Annotated in this window: 15 protein-coding genes; 10 read left to right on the forward strand and 5 right to left on the reverse strand. The window is 59.5% G+C overall.

Going from position 1 to position 17476, the window contains the following annotated elements; all coding sequences use genetic code 11:
• Positions 1 to 1150: trypsin-like peptidase domain-containing protein (locus tag EKA13_RS21530; protein ID WP_065761275.1), on the reverse strand; the 1150-nt coding region annotated here is incomplete at its 3' end.
• Positions 1151 to 1376: 226 nt separating this feature from the next.
• Between EKA13_RS21530 and EKA13_RS21535 the strand changes: the two genes are divergently transcribed.
• From EKA13_RS21535 to cysN, 3 genes are all read left to right on the forward strand, one after another.
• Positions 1377 to 2135, forward strand: coding sequence for a Nif3-like dinuclear metal center hexameric protein (locus EKA13_RS21535; RefSeq protein ID WP_065761276.1), 759 nt, complete (start codon positions 1377 to 1379; stop codon positions 2133 to 2135).
• A 137-nt stretch (positions 2136 to 2272) separates the two neighbouring features.
• On the forward strand, positions 2273 to 3190 hold the full coding sequence (cysD, locus tag EKA13_RS21545; protein ID WP_065761277.1) for a sulfate adenylyltransferase subunit CysD: 918 nt from the start codon (positions 2273 to 2275) through the stop codon (positions 3188 to 3190).
• A gap of 14 nt (positions 3191 to 3204) precedes the next feature.
• On the forward strand, positions 3205 to 5106 hold the full coding sequence (gene cysN, locus EKA13_RS21550) for a sulfate adenylyltransferase subunit CysN (RefSeq protein WP_065761278.1): 1902 nt from the start codon (positions 3205 to 3207) through the stop codon (positions 5104 to 5106).
• A gap of 464 nt (positions 5107 to 5570) precedes the next feature.
• Here cysN and EKA13_RS21555 read toward each other — a convergent pair whose 3' ends face one another.
• On the reverse strand, positions 5571 to 6050 hold the full coding sequence (locus tag EKA13_RS21555) for an Lrp/AsnC family transcriptional regulator (RefSeq protein ID WP_065761279.1): 480 nt from the start codon (positions 6048 to 6050) through the stop codon (positions 5571 to 5573).
• A 127-nt stretch (positions 6051 to 6177) separates the two neighbouring features.
• Here EKA13_RS21555 and EKA13_RS21560 point away from each other — a divergent pair, with 127 nt between their 5' ends.
• Together EKA13_RS21560 and mdeB are read left to right on the forward strand one after the other, a co-directional pair.
• The gene (locus EKA13_RS21560) at positions 6178 to 7374 is read left to right on the forward strand and encodes a methionine gamma-lyase (RefSeq protein ID WP_065761280.1); all 1197 of its coding nucleotides are present in this window, start codon (positions 6178 to 6180) and stop codon (positions 7372 to 7374) included.
• A gap of 60 nt (positions 7375 to 7434) precedes the next feature.
• Positions 7435 to 10101, forward strand: a complete 2667-nt coding sequence (mdeB, locus tag EKA13_RS21565) for an alpha-ketoglutarate dehydrogenase (RefSeq protein WP_245704373.1) — start codon at positions 7435 to 7437, stop codon at positions 10099 to 10101.
• A 234-nt stretch (positions 10102 to 10335) separates the two neighbouring features.
• Here the strand turns inward: mdeB and EKA13_RS21570 are convergent, their stop codons facing one another.
• The gene (locus tag EKA13_RS21570) at positions 10336 to 10773 is read right to left on the reverse strand and encodes a Z-ring associated ZapG family protein (protein WP_065761281.1); all 438 of its coding nucleotides are present in this window, start codon (positions 10771 to 10773) and stop codon (positions 10336 to 10338) included.
• Positions 10774 to 10911: 138 nt separating this feature from the next.
• On the opposite strand from EKA13_RS21570, the gene EKA13_RS21575 reads away from it, so the two are divergent.
• From EKA13_RS21575 to zapE, 3 genes are all read left to right on the forward strand, one after another.
• Positions 10912 to 11547 carry an alpha/beta hydrolase gene (locus EKA13_RS21575; protein WP_065761282.1) on the forward strand — a complete coding sequence of 212 codons (636 nt, stop codon included), beginning with the start codon at positions 10912 to 10914 and terminating at the stop codon, positions 11545 to 11547.
• 24 nt (positions 11548 to 11571) lie between these two features.
• Positions 11572 to 12921, forward strand: a complete 1350-nt coding sequence (locus EKA13_RS21580) for a tryptophan--tRNA ligase (RefSeq protein WP_065761283.1) — start codon at positions 11572 to 11574, stop codon at positions 12919 to 12921.
• Positions 12922 to 13003: 82 nt separating this feature from the next.
• Positions 13004 to 14098, forward strand: coding sequence for a cell division protein ZapE (zapE, locus tag EKA13_RS21585; RefSeq protein WP_065761284.1), 1095 nt, complete (start codon positions 13004 to 13006; stop codon positions 14096 to 14098).
• A gap of 85 nt (positions 14099 to 14183) precedes the next feature.
• Here zapE and EKA13_RS21590 read toward each other — a convergent pair whose 3' ends face one another.
• Together EKA13_RS21590 and EKA13_RS21595 are read right to left on the reverse strand one after the other, a co-directional pair.
• Positions 14184 to 15080, reverse strand: a complete 897-nt coding sequence (locus EKA13_RS21590) for a GlxA family transcriptional regulator (RefSeq protein WP_176717467.1) — start codon at positions 15078 to 15080, stop codon at positions 14184 to 14186.
• A gap of 212 nt (positions 15081 to 15292) precedes the next feature.
• Entirely contained in the window at positions 15293 to 16333 is a 1041-nt protein-coding gene (locus EKA13_RS21595; RefSeq protein WP_065761286.1) for an NADP(H)-dependent aldo-keto reductase, read from the reverse strand.
• A 250-nt stretch (positions 16334 to 16583) separates the two neighbouring features.
• Here EKA13_RS21595 and rplM point away from each other — a divergent pair, with 250 nt between their 5' ends.
• Together rplM and rpsI are read left to right on the forward strand one after the other, a co-directional pair.
• Positions 16584 to 17012, forward strand: a complete 429-nt coding sequence (gene rplM / locus EKA13_RS21600; RefSeq protein WP_009404632.1) for a 50S ribosomal protein L13 — start codon at positions 16584 to 16586, stop codon at positions 17010 to 17012.
• 14 nt (positions 17013 to 17026) lie between these two features.
• Positions 17027 to 17419 carry a 30S ribosomal protein S9 gene (rpsI, locus tag EKA13_RS21605; protein WP_065761287.1) on the forward strand — a complete coding sequence of 131 codons (393 nt, stop codon included), beginning with the start codon at positions 17027 to 17029 and terminating at the stop codon, positions 17417 to 17419.
• The last annotated feature ends 57 nt before the right edge of the window (positions 17420 to 17476 follow it).

Genomic DNA, 17476 nt, shown 5'->3' on the forward strand with positions numbered 1-17476 from the left:
TTTCTGTCTGCACCGGCGCGGGTGGCGGACGCAGGCCGACTTCAGCGACCAGCTTGAGCGCCTTGCCGTTGCGGATCACCTCGATCGTCACTTTATCGTTGGGCTTGGTCCGCGCCACCTGATTCATCGAACGACGGCCATCACCCGCTTCCTCACCATTGATGCTCAAGATCACATCGCCCAATTGCAGGCCGGCCTGTTGCGCCGGGCCATCGCGGAAGATCCCGGCGACGATGATGCCTGGTCGGCCTTGCAGGCCGAACGAATCCGCGAGTTCCTGAGTCAGGGGTTGTACTTCGATGCCCAGCCAGCCCCGGATTACCTGGCCATGCTCGATGATCGACTTCATGACTTCCAGGGCCAGCTTGGTCGGGATGGCGAAGCCAATGCCTTGCGAGCCGCCGGACTTGGAGAAAATCGCCGTGTTGATACCGGTCAGGTTGCCGTTGGCATCGACCAGCGCGCCGCCCGAGTTGCCCGGGTTGATCGCGGCGTCCGTCTGGATGAAATCTTCATAGGTGTTCAAGCCGAGTTGGTTGCGCCCGGTGGCACTGATGATACCCATGGTGACGGTCTGGCCGACGCCGAACGGGTTGCCAATCGCCAGGGCGACATCGCCGATATGAATACCGTCGGAGCGACCAATGGTGATTGAGGGCAGGTTTTTCAGGTCGATCTTCAAGACCGCGAGGTCGGTCTCTGGGTCGCTGCCAATGACGCGGGCGAGGGTTTCGCGGCCGTCCTTGAGCGCCACCACAATCTGGTCCGCCCCGGCGGTCACGTGGTTATTGGTCAGCAGGTAGCCTTCCGGGCTCATGATCACGGCTGAACCCAGGCTGGACTCCCAGCGTTTTTGCTTCGGCAGGTTATCGCCGAAGAAGCGGCGGAACTGCGGGTCCTCGAACAGCGGGTGAGCGCTCTTGTTCACCATTTTGGTGGTGTACAGGTTGACCACGGCGGGAGCGGCAATGTTCACCGCATCGGCGTAGGACACCGGCCCCTGCATGATGCGTGTGGTTTGCGGCGCCTGCTGCAAATTGACATCCTGGCTGGGCAAGCCCACCCACTGTGGGAAGCGCAGGATGACCAGCAGGGCGACCAGTACACCGGTCAGCAGTGGCCAGCCAAAGTAACGCAAAGCCTTGAGCATTGAACGAGTCTCGGGAGTTGGCAGAGGGCCGCGAAGTAGTAAGGCGCGCGATCATACTGTGTCAGGCGTTGCGCCGGAACAGCACAACGTGATGACGGATAGCGGTAACTGATCTGGCGCCCCAGGCGTATGCCGTCGGTTTCCCCAAACCGGTCGACGGCCCATAATGACGTTCATTATACGAGGCCTTGTGCCGCGCTGAACTGCTGAATTAAGGAGTCTTTTCATGGCTGTCGCCCTGAGCACCCTGGTCGAGGAAGCCGACCGTTACCTTGGCAGTGCAAAAATTCAGGATTACTGCCCCAATGGCCTGCAAGTCGAGGGCAACCCACAGGTAACGCGCATTGTCAGTGGTGTCACTGCGAGCCAGGCGTTGCTCGATGCTGCTGTCGAGGCCGGCGCTGACCTGGTGCTGGTTCATCATGGTTATTTCTGGAAGGGTGAGAACCCTTGTATCACCGGCATGAAACAGCGCCGCCTGAAGACCTTGCTCAAGCATGATTTGAGCCTGCTGGCCTATCACCTGCCGTTGGACCTGCACCCGGAAGTCGGCAACAACGTGCAACTGGCGCGGCAACTGGAGATCACCGTTGAAGGCCCTCTGGATCCTGAAAATCCGCGGGTAGTGGGATTGGTCGGCTCGCTGGCCGAACCGCTTTCTGCGCGTGATTTTGCCCGCAAGGTGCAGGATGTGATGGGGCGTGAACCCCTGCTGATCGAAGGCGACGGGGTTATACGCAGGGTCGGCTGGTGTACGGGCGGCGGCCAGGGTTACATTGATCAAGCAATTGCAGCCGGTGTCGACCTGTACCTCAGTGGCGAAGCGTCCGAGCAGACCTTCCACAGTGCGCGGGAAAACGGCATCAGCTTTATCGCAGCAGGCCATCACGCGACCGAGCGTTATGGTGTGCAGGCACTGGGCGATTACCTGGCGCGGCGATTCGCATTGGAGCATCTGTTTATCGATTGCCCGAACCCCATCTGAAACTCAAAACCCCTAGGCATATTCTTATACCGTTTCGTTCTAGTTTGCTTCCTCAATAGAATTGGACGCTGTGCTAGAGTGCCGAACGCGAACACGGCCCGCTGGCCGTCCATAAGATCGATTTTCCGTGAGTAGCCATGGTCGACAAACTGACGCATTTGAAACAGTTGGAGGCGGAGAGCATCCACATCATTCGTGAGGTGGCCGCCGAGTTCGATAACCCGGTGATGCTGTACTCGATTGGCAAGGATTCGGCAGTGATGCTGCATCTGGCGCGCAAGGCTTTCTTCCCGGGCAAGCTGCCGTTTCCAGTGATGCATGTCGACACACAGTGGAAATTCCAGGAGATGTACAGCTTCCGCGACAAGATGGTCGAGGAAATGGGCCTGGAGCTCATCACCCACGTCAACCCTGAAGGCGTTGCCCAGGGTATCAACCCGTTCACCCACGGCAGTGCCAAGCACACCGACATCATGAAGACCGAGGGCCTGAAGCAGGCGCTGGACAAGTATGGTTTCGATGCCGCGTTCGGTGGTGCTCGTCGCGATGAAGAGAAATCCCGCGCCAAGGAGCGTGTGTACTCGTTCCGCGACAGCAAGCACCGCTGGGACCCGAAGAACCAGCGTCCTGAGCTGTGGAACGTCTACAACGGCAAGGTGAACAAGGGCGAGTCGATTCGTGTGTTCCCGCTGTCGAACTGGACCGAGCTGGACATCTGGCAGTACATCTACCTGGAAGGTATCCCGATCGTGCCGCTGTACTTCGCTGCCGAGCGCGAAGTGATCGAGAAGAACGGCACGCTGATCATGATCGACGACGAGCGCATCCTCGAGCACCTCTCCGAAGAGGAGAAGGCTCGCATCGTCAAGAAGAAAGTGCGTTTCCGTACCCTTGGCTGCTACCCGTTGACGGGCGCGGTGGAGTCCGAAGCTGAAACCCTTACGGACATCATTCAGGAAATGCTCCTGACGCGAACGTCCGAACGCCAGGGCCGTGTCATCGACCACGATGGCGCCGGTTCGATGGAAGACAAGAAACGTCAAGGCTACTTCTAAGTTAGGGTCAGAGCATGTCGCACCAATCCGAATTGATCAGCGAGGACATCCTCGCTTACCTGGCCCAGCACGAACGTAAAGAACTGCTGCGCTTTTTGACCTGCGGTAACGTCGATGACGGCAAGAGCACCCTGATCGGGCGCCTGCTGCACGACTCCAAGATGATCTACGAAGACCATCTGGAAGCGATCACCCGCGACTCGAAGAAAGTCGGCACCACTGGCGAAGACATCGATCTGGCGCTGCTGGTCGACGGCCTGCAGGCCGAGCGTGAGCAAGGCATCACCATTGATGTGGCCTACCGCTATTTCTCCACCGCCAAGCGCAAGTTCATCATTGCCGACACCCCGGGCCACGAGCAGTACACCCGCAACATGGCGACCGGTGCTTCTACCTGCGACCTGGCGATCATTCTGGTCGATGCCCGCTATGGCGTGCAGACCCAGACCCGCCGTCACAGCTACATTGCGTCGCTGCTGGGTATCAAGCACATCGTTGTTGCCATCAACAAGATGGACCTCAAGGGCTTCGACGAGCAGGTCTTCGAGTCGATCAAGGCCGACTACCTGAAGTTTGCCGATGCCATCAATCTGAACCCGAGCAGCCTGCACTTTGTACCGATGTCGGCCCTCAAGGGCGACAACGTGGTCAACCGCAGCGAGCGTTCGCCGTGGTACACCGGCCCTGCGCTGATGGAAATTCTGGAAACCGTGGAAGTTTCCGCCGACCGCAACTTCACCGACCTGCGCTTCCCGGTGCAGTACGTGAACCGTCCGAACCTGAACTTCCGCGGCTTTGCCGGTACGTTGGCCAGCGGTGTCGTATACAAGGGCGACGAGATCGTCGTTCTGCCGTCGGGCAAGAGCAGCCGGGTCAAATCCATCGTCACCTTTGAAGGTGAGCTGGAACAGGCAGGCCCAGGCCAGGCCGTAACCCTGACCATGGAAGACGAGATCGACATCTCCCGTGGTGACTTGCTGGTGCATGCCGACAACGTTCCACCGGTGACCGACCAGTTTGATGCCATGCTCGTGTGGATGGCTGAAGAGCCCATGCTGCCGGGCAAGAAGTACGACATCAAGCGTGCTACCAGCTACGTTCCGGGCTCGATTGCCAGCATCACCCACAAAGTTGATGTGAACACCTTGGAGCAGGGCGCCGCCAGTGCGTTGCAGCTCAACGAAATCGGCCGGGTCAAGGTCAGCCTGGACGCGCCGATTGCCCTCGACGGCTATGACAGCAACCGCACCACTGGTGCTTTCATTGTCATCGACCGTCTGACCAATGGCACCGTGGGTGCCGGCATGATCATCGCGCCACCGGTTGTACCGCATGGTTCGGTGGGGCATCACGGCAAGATGGCTCACGTAGCCACGGAAGAACGTGCACTGCGTTTCGGTCAGCAACCGGCCACCGTGCTGTTCAGCGGCCTGTCGGGCGCGGGCAAGAGCACCTTGGCGTATGCCGTTGAGCGCAAGCTGTTCGACATGGGCCGTGCGGTCTACGTGCTCGATGGCCAGAACCTGCGTCATGACCTGAACAAGGGCCTGCCACAGGACCGCGCCGGGCGTACCGAGAACTGGCGCCGTGCCGCGCACGTTGCGCGTCAGTTCAACGAAGCCGGCCTGCTGACCCTGGCGGCCTTCGTCGCGCCGGATGCCGAAGGCCGTGAACAGGCCAAGGCGCTGATCGGCAAGGAGCGTCTGGTCACGGTCTACGTCCAGGCGTCGCCAATGGTTTGCCGCGAGCGTGACCCGCAAGGGCTCTACGCTGCCGGTGGCGACAACATCCCGGGTGAGTCCTTCCCGTACGATGTACCACTGGATGCCGATCTGGTGATCGACACCCAGAGCGTCAGCCTGGAAGACGGCGTGAAGCAGGTGCTGGATGTGCTGCGTAAGCGCGGCGCGATCTAAGCGTCTGGCTTGACCGAAAACCCCGCGCTTGTCGCGGGGTTTTTTATTTTAGCCATGCCCCTTTTTTCACGGTTTAAGATCTGCATATGAGCCGTATAGGGAATTGTTCAATTTTCCTATTGAGTGGCGTTTTTAAACATCAGTTGATGGAGCATTCCGGCCTGTTAGCGTCCATTTTGCAGCGATGGGCTCGCTCTGGGTCATGCTTTTGTAGAATGAAATGCCCATTGGTGCATGCGGCGGTGAGTGCGGCTATCAAAAGCGCCAATACGTGCTTCATGGTGTCCTCTCGGCTGGTGTGGGGCGATGAAGACTAGCAATGTCGTCATGCCTCGATACCTCGTTGAGGGGTGCTTTTTGTGGCTTGCATCGCAGGCTAATGAGTGAGTATTCATTAGCCTGCTGCCAAGGTTTCTGATTGTCTTGTGGGAAATTTCGGTTAAATGATTGAGTCCGGCGATGGACTAAATATGTTTTTCCGACACCGGTATCACCCGCCGCTCTTTCACCGCCTTGAAGGAAAAGCTCGAGTAGATCTCCTTTACGCCCGGTAGTGACTGCAACACCTCGCGGGTGAATTCGCCGAACGATTCCAGATCGCGTGCGAGGATTTCCAGCAGAAAGTCATAGCGGCCGGAGATGTTGTGGCAGGCGACGATCTCTGGAATTTCCATGAGCCGTTGCTCAAAGGCGCGCGCCATTTCCTTGGTGTGCGAGTCCATCATGATGCTCACGAACGCGGTCACGCCAAACCCCAGGGCCTTGGGCGAGAGGATGGCCTGGTAGCCGGTGATGTAGCCGGTCTCTTCCAGCAGTTTGACTCGCCGCCAACAGGGGGAGGTGGTCAGTGAGACGCTGTCGGCCAGCTCGGCGACGGTGAGCCGGGCATTGTCTTGCAAGGCCCCCAGCAGGGCACGGTCGGTACGGTCGATGGCGTTAGGCATGATTTGCCCTCCACGGTCTTTTATTGTTGTTTTTATGCTAATAATTGCCGAGAAAGCTGGGTTTATTTGGAAAAATATCAGCACTTGAGTGGCATAAGCTTATAGCAAACCATAAGAGGCTGTTGCCATGCGCGACTCCAACAATAAATCCGGTTTTTCTACGCGTGCCATTCACCATGGTTACGATCCGTTGGCACACAACGGTGCACTGGTGCCGCCGATCTACCAGACTGCCACGTTCGCATTTCCGACGGTTGAGTACGGTGCAGCGTGCTTTGCGGGGGAAGAGGCAGGGTACTTCTACAGCCGTATTTCCAACCCTACCCTGGCCTTGCTGGAGGCGCGCATGGCTTCGCTGGAAGGCGGCGAGGCCGGGCTGGCGCTGGCGTCGGGTATGGGGGCGATTACCTCCACGTTATGGACCTTGCTGCGTCCTGGCGACGAAATTCTGTTAGGGCGTACCTTGTACGGCTGCACTTTCGCGTTCTTGCACCACGGCATTGGCGAGTTCGGTGTCACCTCGCGGCATGTCGATATGAGTGACCTGCAAGCGCTCGAAAACGCGATCACTCCGGCCACGCGGGTGATCTACTTCGAATCGCCAGCCAACCCGAACATGCATCTGACAGACATTGCCGCCGTGGCGAAAATTGCCCATCAGCACGGCATCATCGTCGTGGTCGACAACACCTACTGCACGCCGTACCTGCAGCGTCCACTGGAGCTGGGCGCGGATCTGGTGGTGCATTCGGCAACCAAATACCTCAGTGGTCACGGTGATATCACCGCTGGCCTGGTCATCGGCAGCAAGGCGCTGGTTGACCGTATTCGCCTGGAAGGCCTCAAGGACATGACCGGCGCTGTCCTCTCGCCGCATGACGCCTCGCTGCTGATGCGCGGCCTGAAGACGCTCACGCTGCGTATGGAGCGCCACTGCAGTAATGCGCAGGCCATTGCTGAGCTCCTCGCCGAACAAGCGCAGGTGGAGTTGATCAACTACCCCGGCTTGCCAGGTTTTTCCCAATACGAACTGGCACAGCGGCAAATGCGCTTGCCGGGCGGGATGATTGCCTTTGAACTCAAGGGTGGCATTGCCGCCGGTCGGCGTTTCATGAATGCCCTGCAGTTGTTCAGCCGTGCCGTCAGTCTGGGCGATGCCGAATCGCTGGCCCAACACCCGGCGAGCATGACCCATTCCAGCTATACCCCGCAGGAGAGGGCCCAGTACGGTATCTCCGAGGGGTTGGTGCGGTTGTCGGTGGGGCTGGAAGACATCGATGACCTGCTGGCAGACATCGCGCAGGCATTGAAGGCCTGTGCCTGAACTGACATGGATGGGGTCAATGCGATGGTGGCAATGATGAACCGTGTGCCTGGCGACGGTATGGCAGGGCAGCCTGGACATGACCCGCAGGTCGATCCCGATCCGGGCGAAACGGCCGAGTGGCTGGATGCGCTGGACTCGACCTTGCGGCATTGTGGCCCGGCGCGTGCGCGTTTTTTGCTGGAGCAACTGGAGGCGCACGCCCGTGAGTTGGGCCTAGAGCGCGGTGCTCAGGCGTATTCGGCGTACCGCAATACGTTGTCGGTAGAGCAGCAGGGCGCCTATCCCGGTGACCTGGAAATTGAAGAGCGGATTACCCGTTTGCTGCGCTGGAATGCGTTGGCAATGGTGGTTCGGGCCAACCATGCCTACGGTGATCTGGGTGGGCATATCGCCAGCTACGCTTCGGCCGCCGAAATTTTCGAAGTGGGTTTTCAGCATTTCTTTAAGGGCGGTGATCGTCAGCACGCCGACCTGGTGTTTTTTCAGCCGCATTCAGCCCCTGGTGTTTACGCCCGGGCGTTCCTTGAAGGGCGACTGAGTGAGGCGCAACTGTCGCGCTATCGGCAGGAGGTCGAGGGTGGCGGCCTGTGTTCTTATCCGCATCCCTGGTTGATGCCTGACTTCTGGCAGTTCCCCACCGGTTCGATGGGAATCGGGCCAATCAGTGCGATTTACCAGGCGCGCTTCATGCGTTATCTGCAGCATCGAGGCTTGGCGGATACGCGTGCTCGGCATGTCTGGGGCGTGTTCGGTGATGGTGAGATGGACGAGCCGGAGTCCATTGCCGGGCTGACCCTGGCGGCCCGTGAGCAACTGGATAACCTGACGTTCGTGGTCAACTGCAACTTGCAGCGCCTGGACGGGCCCGTACGGGGCAATGGACAGATTGTCCAGGAGCTGGAAGCCCTGTTCAGCGGTGCTGGCTGGCAGGTGATCAAGGTGCTGTGGGGGTCGGAGTGGGACGCCCTGTTTGCCCGCGACAGCGAGCATGTGTTGTTGCGTCAGCTTGCGGCGACCCCCGACGGGCAGTTCCAGACCTTGGGGGCCAATGACGGCGCCTATAATCTCGAGCATTTCTTCAATCAGAGCCCGGCGTTGCAGCAGTTGGTGGCGCACATGAGCTCGGCCGAGATCAACGCCCTGAAGCGCGGTGGTCACGATTTTCGCAAGCTGTATGCCGCCTTCGCTGCCGCCAAGGCCTGTAAGGGGCGGCCAACAGTGATCCTGGCCAAGACCAAGAAGGGCTATGGCATGAGTGCTGCTGGTGAGTCGCGGATGACCGCGCACCAGGCGAAAAAACTCGATGTGCAGGCCCTCTTGGCCTATCGCGACCGCTTCCATCTGCCGCTCTCGGATGCCGATGTCGAACAGCTGCGCTTCTACCGTCCACCGGAGGACAGCCCGGAAATGCGCTATCTGCAAGCGCGTCGTGCGGCACTGGGGGGCTTTTTGCCAGCGCGTCGCAGTGAGGTTCGGTCGATACCGGTGCCATCGCTGGATGCCAGTGCAGGGTTTGCGCTGCAGGCGGATGGCAAGGAAATGTCTACCACCATGGCGGCGGTTCGCGTACTCAGCGCCTGGTTGAAAGCACCGGAGCTGGGGCCGCGTATTGTGCCGATCGTGGCGGATGAGGCGCGCACATTCGGCATGGCCAGCCTGTTCCGGCAGATCGGTATCTACTCGCCGCAGGGGCAGCGCTACGAGCCGGAAGATGCCGGTTCACTGTTGTTCTACAAGGAAGCGCAAGACGGTCAGTTGTTGGAAGAGGGCATTACCGAAGCTGGGGCGCTGTCCTCCTGGGTCGCGGCTGCCACGTCGTATGCGGTGCACGGCGAACCGATGCTGCCTGTGTATATCTATTACTCGATGTTCGGTTTCCAGCGGGTGGGCGACCTGATCTGGGCCGCCGCCGACCAGCGTGCCCGGGGCATCCTGCTGGGGGCTACCGCCGGGCGTACCACGCTCGGCGGTGAAGGCCTGCAGCATCAGGATGGTTCCAGCGTGGTGATGGCGTCCATGGTGCCCAATTGCCGGGCCTGGGAGCCATGCTTCGCGGGTGAGTTGGCGGTCATTCTGGAGCATGCTGCGCGGCGGATGCTCGGCGAACAGTGCGACGAGTTCCACTACATCGCAGTGATGAACGAAAGCTATCCACAGCCCTCGCTGCCCGAGGCCGCTCATGCAGGGGTGCTGCGAGGTATGTACCGGTTCACTGAGCACTCGCTGGAGCACGCCACTGGACGCGTACGTCTGCTGGGCTCCGGGGCGATTCTGCGAGAGGTGATTGCCGCCAGTGAGCTGCTGGCGAACGAGTGGCAGGTTGAAAGTGAGGTGTTCAGTGTCACAAGCTTCAGTGAGCTGGCTCGCGATGCGCGCGATGCACAACGTGCAGGCCGTTGCGCGAAGGCAGGGGTAGCGGCCAGTTACGTCCAGCAGTGCCTGGGGGGGAGCGCGCCGGTCGTCGCTGCCAGTGATTATGTGCGGGCCTGGCCGCAGTTGATTGCCGAGTACCTGTCGGCGCCTTATGCCACCTTGGGCACTGACGGTTTCGGTCGCAGCGATACGCGGCAGCAGTTACGTCGGTTCTTTGAGGTCGACCGCTTCAGCATTGTCCTGGCCAGCCTGCATAGCCTGGTGCAGAACGGGTCGTTGGCACCGAGTGTGCTGGAGCAGGCTGTAGCGCGGTATCCCGTCTGTAGCGAGACGGCGCCATGGTATAGCTGATATGGGATGCAGGTTTGCCTGCGATGGCGCCCGCGGGGTGCCCCTGAGTTCGCGGCGTTTGTATCGCGGGCAAGCCCGGCTCCCACAGGCTGGCACGGGCTCTGTTGGAGCAGGCTTGCCTGCGATAGCTTTGGTGGAGTGCCCCTGAGTTCGCGGCGTTTGTATCGCGGGCAAGCCCGGCTCCCACAGGTTGCTCGGTCTGTGTTGGAGCAGGCTTGCCTGCGATGGCTTCGGTCAGTTGCGCTTGAGCCCGTAATGCTCGTCGAGCATGCCTGGGGCGTTTGGCGTCTTCGGTGCGTAGTCTTTCGGTGCTTCCTGATCGCGAGGAGGCGTCAGGCGCTCGCGAGTTGCCTGTGGTGTCTCGGCGTGCAGCGAGGCCAGCAGGCGTTGACGGGTGAGTTCGTCCAAGGCCAGGCGGTTGGCGCCTTCAGTCAGATGGTCCTGAACATCCTGATAGCTTTGCGTGAGCTTTTTCACCAGCGCTGCAGTGCTGTTGAAGTGGGTGACCACTTCGTTCTGATAATTGTCGAAACGTTCCTGAATTTCGTCCAGTTGCCGCTGGGTGCTGCTCGGCGCGGCATTGGGCAACAGGCGGGCGACCAGGAAACCAACAACGACACCTACTGCCAGGGCCAGGGTCGGCAACAACCAAACTAAGAGCGAGAGTTCCACGAGTCCTTCCTCTATAAACGGCTTTGCTTTACGTTAACGGCTCGGACCTGCGCTGTATACCGCGAACTATCGCAAATATCTCAGACAGAATCATTCAGCTAGACGAGTCGACCCTTTCCGAGGTCACGGAGTTCTTCCTTGCTTATCCGCGAAACCCCCGTATTCATCGATGGCCCGGTTGGCCAGCTCGAAGCCTTGTACCTCGATGTGGCCGACGCCCGTGGCGTGGCCTTGCTCTGCCACCCTAACCCCGTTCAGGGCGGTACCATGCTCAACAAGGTGGTTTCCACCTTGCAGCGTACGGCACGTGATGCTGGTTACATCACTTTACGCTTCAATTATCGCGGCGTCGGTGCCAGCGCTGGCAGCCATGATATGGGCAGTGGTGAGGTCGATGACGCTCAGACGGTGGCCGCCTGGGTGCGTGAAAAACATCCTGAATTGCCATTGACGTTGTTTGGCTTCTCGTTCGGTGGATTTGTCGCCGCCAGCCTTGGCGGTCGTCTGGAGGCTGCTGGCGTACCGCTGGCCCGGCTGTTCATGGTGGCCCCGGCGGTCATGCGCCTGAGCGCCAATGACGTGTTGCCGCAGGGCTGCCCGCTGATCGTGATTCAGCCAGATACCGATGAAGTGGTTGCGCCGCAACTGGTCTATGACTGGTCTGCTGCACTGTCGCGCCCCCATGAGCTGCTGAAAGTGGCAGAATGCGGACACTTTTTTCATGGCAAGCTGACCGACCTCAAGGATCTGGTGCTGCCGCGCCTTTCGAACTGATACAAGCCTGATAAGCGATTACCCATGACCACTCGTATCCTTACCGGTATCACCACCACGGGCACGCCCCACCTGGGCAACTACGCCGGTGCCATCCGCCCGGCGATCCTGGCCAGCCGCCAGGACAATGTCGACTCGTTCTACTTTCTGGCCGACTACCACGCCCTGATCAAGTGCGATGACCCGCAGCGTATCCAGCGCTCGCGCCTCGAAATCGCGGCGACCTGGCTGGCCGGTGGTCTGGATCCTGAGCGGGTCACGTTCTACCGTCAGTCCGATATCCCTGAAATTCCAGAGCTGACCTGGCTGCTGACCTGTGTCGCTGCCAAGGGCCTGCTCAACCGCGCCCATGCCTACAAAGCGTCCGTGGACAAGAACCTGGAAAACGGTGAAGACCCGGATGCGGGCATCAGCATGGGCCTTTACAGCTACCCGGTGCTGATGGCTGCCGACATCCTGATGTTCAACGCGCACAAGGTGCCGGTGGGCCGTGACCAGATTCAACACGTGGAAATGGCGCGTGATATCGGTCAGCGTTTCAACCACCTGTTCGGTCAGGGCAAGGAGTTCTTTGTCATGCCCGAAGCCCTGATCGAGGAGAGCGTGGCGACCCTGCCAGGCCTCGACGGGCGCAAGATGTCCAAGAGCTACGACAACACCATTCCGCTTTTCAGCAGTGCCAAGGAGATGAAAGACGCGATCTCGCGCATCGTCACCGACTCGCGTGCACCAGGGGAAGCGAAGGATCCGGACAACGCCCACCTGTTCACCCTGTTCCAGGCATTCGCTACGCCGGACCAGGCGGCAGAGTTCCGCACTGAACTGCTGCAGGGCTTGGGCTGGGGCGAGGCCAAGCAGCGCCTGTTCCAGTTGCTCGATGGCCAGTTGAGCGAGGCGCGTGAGCGCTACCATCAGTTGATCGCGCGACCTGCTGACCTGGAAGATATCCTCCTGGCCGGCGCACAGAAGGCGCGCAAGGTCGCTACGCCGTTTCTTGAACAACTGCGTGAAGCGGTTGGCTTGCGCTCGTTCCGCAACATTGTGCAGGGGCCTGTCGAGGTCAAGAAAAAGGCTGCCAAGGCCGCGCGCTTCGTCAGTTTCCGTGAAGATGACGGCAGCTTCCGTTTCCGTCTGCTGGCCGCTGATGGTGAGCAACTGCTGCTGTCGCGTCACTTTGCCGACGGCAAGACTGCCGGTGCCGTGACCAAGCAACTGCAGCAGGGGCAAGCACTGGATGTACGCAGTGAAGGCCTGGGCTTCAGCCTCTGGCTGGAAGGCGAATGTGTCGCCGATGGCCCGCAGTTCAGCGACGCGGCGGCGCGCGACGCGGCCATTGAGAGCTTGCGCGTGGCCTTGCAGCCACAACAGGACTAAACAGGCTATCGGAAGTCTGATTGCCAATAACCGGGGCCGTCGCTACAGTGACGGCCCGCTTTTGTTGCCTTGCTAACGAATTATGACGCCCCTAGAACGATATCAAGCAGATCTGAAACGTCCCGAATTCTTCCATGACGCGGCGCAGGAAACAGCGGTGCGTCACCTCCAGCGCCTGTACGACGATTTGATCGCGGCGCAGAACAGCAAGCCAGGCGTGTTTGGCAAACTGTTTGGCAAGAAAGAGCAGGTACCTGTCAAAGGCCTGTATTTCTGGGGTGGGGTAGGGCGGGGCAAGACCTACCTGGTCGATACCTTCTTCGAGGCGCTACCGTTCAAGCAGAAGGTGCGTACGCACTTCCACCGCTTCATGAAGCGGGTCCACGAGGAAATGAAAACCCTCAAGGGCGAGAAGAACCCGCTGACGATCATTGCCAAGCGTTTCTCTGAAGAGGCGCGGGTGATTTGCTTCGACGAGTTCTTCGTTTCCGACATTACCGACGCGATGATCCTCGGTACCCTGATGGAAGAACTGTTCAAGAACGGCGTTACGCTGGTGGCAACGTCCAACATCGTCCCTGATGGTCTGTACAAGGACGGTCTGCAGCGTGCGCGCTTCCTCCCGGCCATTGCCCTGATCAAGCAGAACACCGAGATCGTCAACGTCGACAGTGGCGTCGACTACCGTCTGCGTCACCTGGAGCAGGCCGAGCTGTTCCATTACCCGCTCGATGAAGCCGCTCACGAGAGCCTGCGCAAGAGTTTCCGCGCCCTGACGCCGGAATGCACCCAGGCTGTTGAGAATGACGTGCTGGTCATCGAGAACCGGGAAATTCTTGCGTTGCGTACCTGTGACGACGTGGCCTGGTTCGACTTCCGCGAACTGTGTGATGGGCCGCGTAGCCAGAACGACTACATCGAGTTGGGCAAGATTTTCCATGCCGTGCTGCTCAGTGGTGTCGAGCAGATGGGCGTGGCGACCGACGATATCGCTCGTCGCTTCATCAACATGGTCGATGAGTTCTATGACCGGAACGTGAAGCTGATCATCTCTGCCGAGGTCGAACTGAAGGACCTGTATACCGGCGGACGCTTGAGTTTCGAGTTCCAGCGTACCCTGAGCCGCTTGCTGGAGATGCAGTCCCACGAGTTCCTGGCGCGGGCGCATCGTCCTTAAGCCGCGTTATGCCCGTCTGGCAAAGCCTGCCCTCGCGCTGAGCACCCTGTGCTGCGCGAGGCAGGCCTGCCTGTGATGCGGTCGCTCAAGCTTCTTGCATGAACTGCTGGCGGTACTGGTTTGGTGACAGTGCCGTGTGCTGGCGGAACAGTCGTGCGAAGAAGCTCGCATCGTCATACCCCACCTCATAGCTGATCGTCTTGATGCTCTTGCGCGTACCGGACAGCAAGCCCTTGGCTGTTTCGATCCGCAAACGCTGCAGATAGTGCAGGGGCTTGTCACCCGTGGCGCCCTGGAAGCGACGCATGAAATTGCGAATGCTCATGCCGTGGTTGCGGGCCACGTCCTCAAAGCGAAACTTGTCGGCGAAGTGTTCTTCGAGCCATTGCTGGATTTGCAGGATGATCAGGTCCTGATGCAGTTTCTGCCCACCAAAACCCATGCGTCCAGGCGTGTAGCTGCGCTGTACCTCGTAAAGGATGTCGCGGGACACTGCCTGGGCCACGTTGGCGCCGCAGAAGCGTTCGATCAGGTAGATGTAGAGATCACAGGCTGAGGTGGGGCCGCCTGCGCAGTACAGGTTGTCGGCATCGGTCAGGTGCTTGTCCTGGTTGAGGCTGACCTTGGGGAAGCGTTCGGCGAAGGTATTAAAGAAGCGCCAGTAGGTGGTGGCCTCCTTGCCGTCGAGCAGCCCGGCCTCGGCCAGCCAGAACACTCCGCTGGCTTCACCGCAGAGGACGGCGCCAGCAGCATGTTGCTCACGTAGCCAGGGCAGGATCTGCGGGTAGCGCTGACACAGGGCATCGAAGTCATCCCAGAACGCCGGCAGGATGATGATATCGGCCTGTTCCAGGCCGCCGTCTACCGGTATCAGCACATCGCTAAAGCTGTTCACAGGGTTGCCGTCGGGGCTGACCAGGCGTGTTTCAAACATGGGCTTGAGGCCCAGTCCCAGTTGCTTGCTATAACGCAGGCTGGCCAGATGGAAGAAGTCCTTGGCCTGCATCAGGGTTGAAGCGAACACCTTATCGATGGCCAGAATGCTGACGCGCCGCAGCGACGCGGAGGGTTGGGTAAAGATCATTTCGTTATTCTTATAGGGGAAAGTGGTCAATCACCGGCTGGATCGTCTTATTTTTTGCCGGTGATGTCTACCCTGCGTACCCGCGTTTGCCGCGGGTACGCTACTGCCCTTCAAGGTGCAGGGTTGGGTTGGTCCTGATGGATGGCTTCGATGCTGGCCAGTAGCTCATCACTCAGCTTGAGTTCAAGGCTGCCCAGGTTGCTCTCCAGTTGTTCCAGTGACGTGGCGCCAATGATGTTGCTGGTGACGAAGGGCTGCTGAGTGACGAACGCCAAGGCCATTTGTGCCGGGTCCAGGCCATGCTCGCGGGCCAGCGTCACATAACGGCTGCAGGCCGTAACGGTCTGTGGGTTGGAGTAGCGAGAGAAGCGACTGAACAGCGTCAGGCGGCCCTTGGCAGGGCGCGCACCGTTCTCGTATTTGCCCGAGAGCATGCCAAAGGCCAGTGGCGAATAGGCCAGCAGGCCGCACTGTTCGCGGATGGCAATTTCCGCCAGGCCGACTTCAAAGCTGCGGTTGAGCAGGTTGTAGGGGTTCTGTATCGAGACTGCCCTCTGCCAGCCGCGGCTTTCTGCCAGTTGCAGGAACTTCATGGTGCCCCACGGGGTTTCGTTGGACAGGCCGATGTGGCGGATCTTGCCGGCCTTGACCTGCTCGTCGAGGACTTCCAGGGTTTCTTCCAACGGGGTGAAGTGGTCATGAGGCAGGTGCTGGTAGCCCAGCTTGCCGAAAAAGTTGGTGCTGCGCTCTGGCCAGTGCAGTTGGTAAAGGTCGATCCAGTCGGTCTGCAGGCGCTTGAGGCTGTCGTCGAGTGCGGCAACGATGTGTTGGCGATTGTGTTTCAGCTGGCCGTCGCGAATGTGGCTGATGCCATTGCCTGGGCCGGCCACCTTGCTGGCGAGAACCCAGTCGGCGCGGTCACCGTGCTGCTTGAACCAATTGCCGATGATTTGCTCGGTGGCGGCATAGGTTTCCGGGCGTGGGGGCACGGGGTACATTTCTGCCGTGTCGATGAAGTTAATGCCGGCTGCCTTGGCTCGCTCGATCTGGGCGAAGGCTTCGGCCTGGCTGTTTTGCTCGCCCCAGGTCATGGTGCCCAGGCACAGGGCGCTTACGTTCAGGTCGCTGCGGCCCAGTTGGCGGTAGTCCATTTGCATCTCCCAAGGCAAAAGAAGCATAAAAGCAGGTTGAATTTTTTTTCGCAATCTGGATAATTCAGCCCCTCTCTGTGCTGCGGAAGTGATGCCCCGCGTACCGAAGAACCCTGCCGAATATTGGACGCGCTGACCCGAGCCCCCGATAGCGTCCGTGTGCGGCTGTGTCCTTGACTTGTCAAGGTGCGCACTATCCAGTAAGATCTGCCGTCTTATTTTCGCTGGGCGGCCTCTGAGGCTATAAAGAATGAAAACTTTTACTGCTAAACCGGAAACAGTAAAGCGCGACTGGTTCGTAGTTGACGCCGCTGGTCAGACCCTGGGTCGTCTGGCTACCGAAATCGCTAGCCGTCTGCGTGGCAAGCACAAACCAGAATACACCCCTCACGTTGACACCGGCGACTACATCGTCGTTATCAATGCCGAGCAGGTGCGTGTGACTGGCGCCAAAACTTCGGACAAAATGTACTACTCCCACTCCGGCTTCCCGGGCGGTATCAAGGAAATCAACTTCGAGAAGTTGATCGCCAAGGCCCCAGAGCGCGTGATCGAGACCGCGGTTAAAGGCATGCTGCCTAAGAACCCACTGGGTCGCGACATGTACCGTAAGCTGAAAGTCTATGCGGGCGCTACTCACCCTCATACTGCTCAGCAGCCCCAAGAACTGAAGATTTAACGGAATAGTTCATTATGTCGGCGACTCAAAATTACGGCACTGGCCGTCGCAAGACCGCAACCGCTCGCGTTTTCCTGCGTCCGGGCACTGGCAACATCTCCATCAACAACCGTTCTCTCGAGACGTTCTTCGGTCGTGAAACCGCGCGCATGGTCGTTCGCCAGCCGCTGGAACTGACTGAAACCACCGAGAAGTTCGACATCTACGTCACCGTTATCGGTGGTGGTGTCAGCGGTCAAGCCGGTGCTATCCGTCACGGTATCACTCGCGCTCTGATGGACTACGACGAAACCCTGCGTAGCGCTCTGCGTCGCGCTGGCTACGTCACCCGCGATGCTCGTGAAGTCGAGCGTAAGAAAGTGGGTCTGCGTAAAGCACGTAAGCGTCCGCAATACTCGAAGCGTTAATTCGCGACAGTATTCAAAAAAAGCCCAGTTCCAGGTGGAACTGGGCTTTTTTTATGT

Source organism: Pseudomonas defluvii (assembly GCF_001695625.1).
Lineage (GTDB): Bacteria > Pseudomonadota > Gammaproteobacteria > Pseudomonadales > Pseudomonadaceae > Aquipseudomonas > Aquipseudomonas defluvii.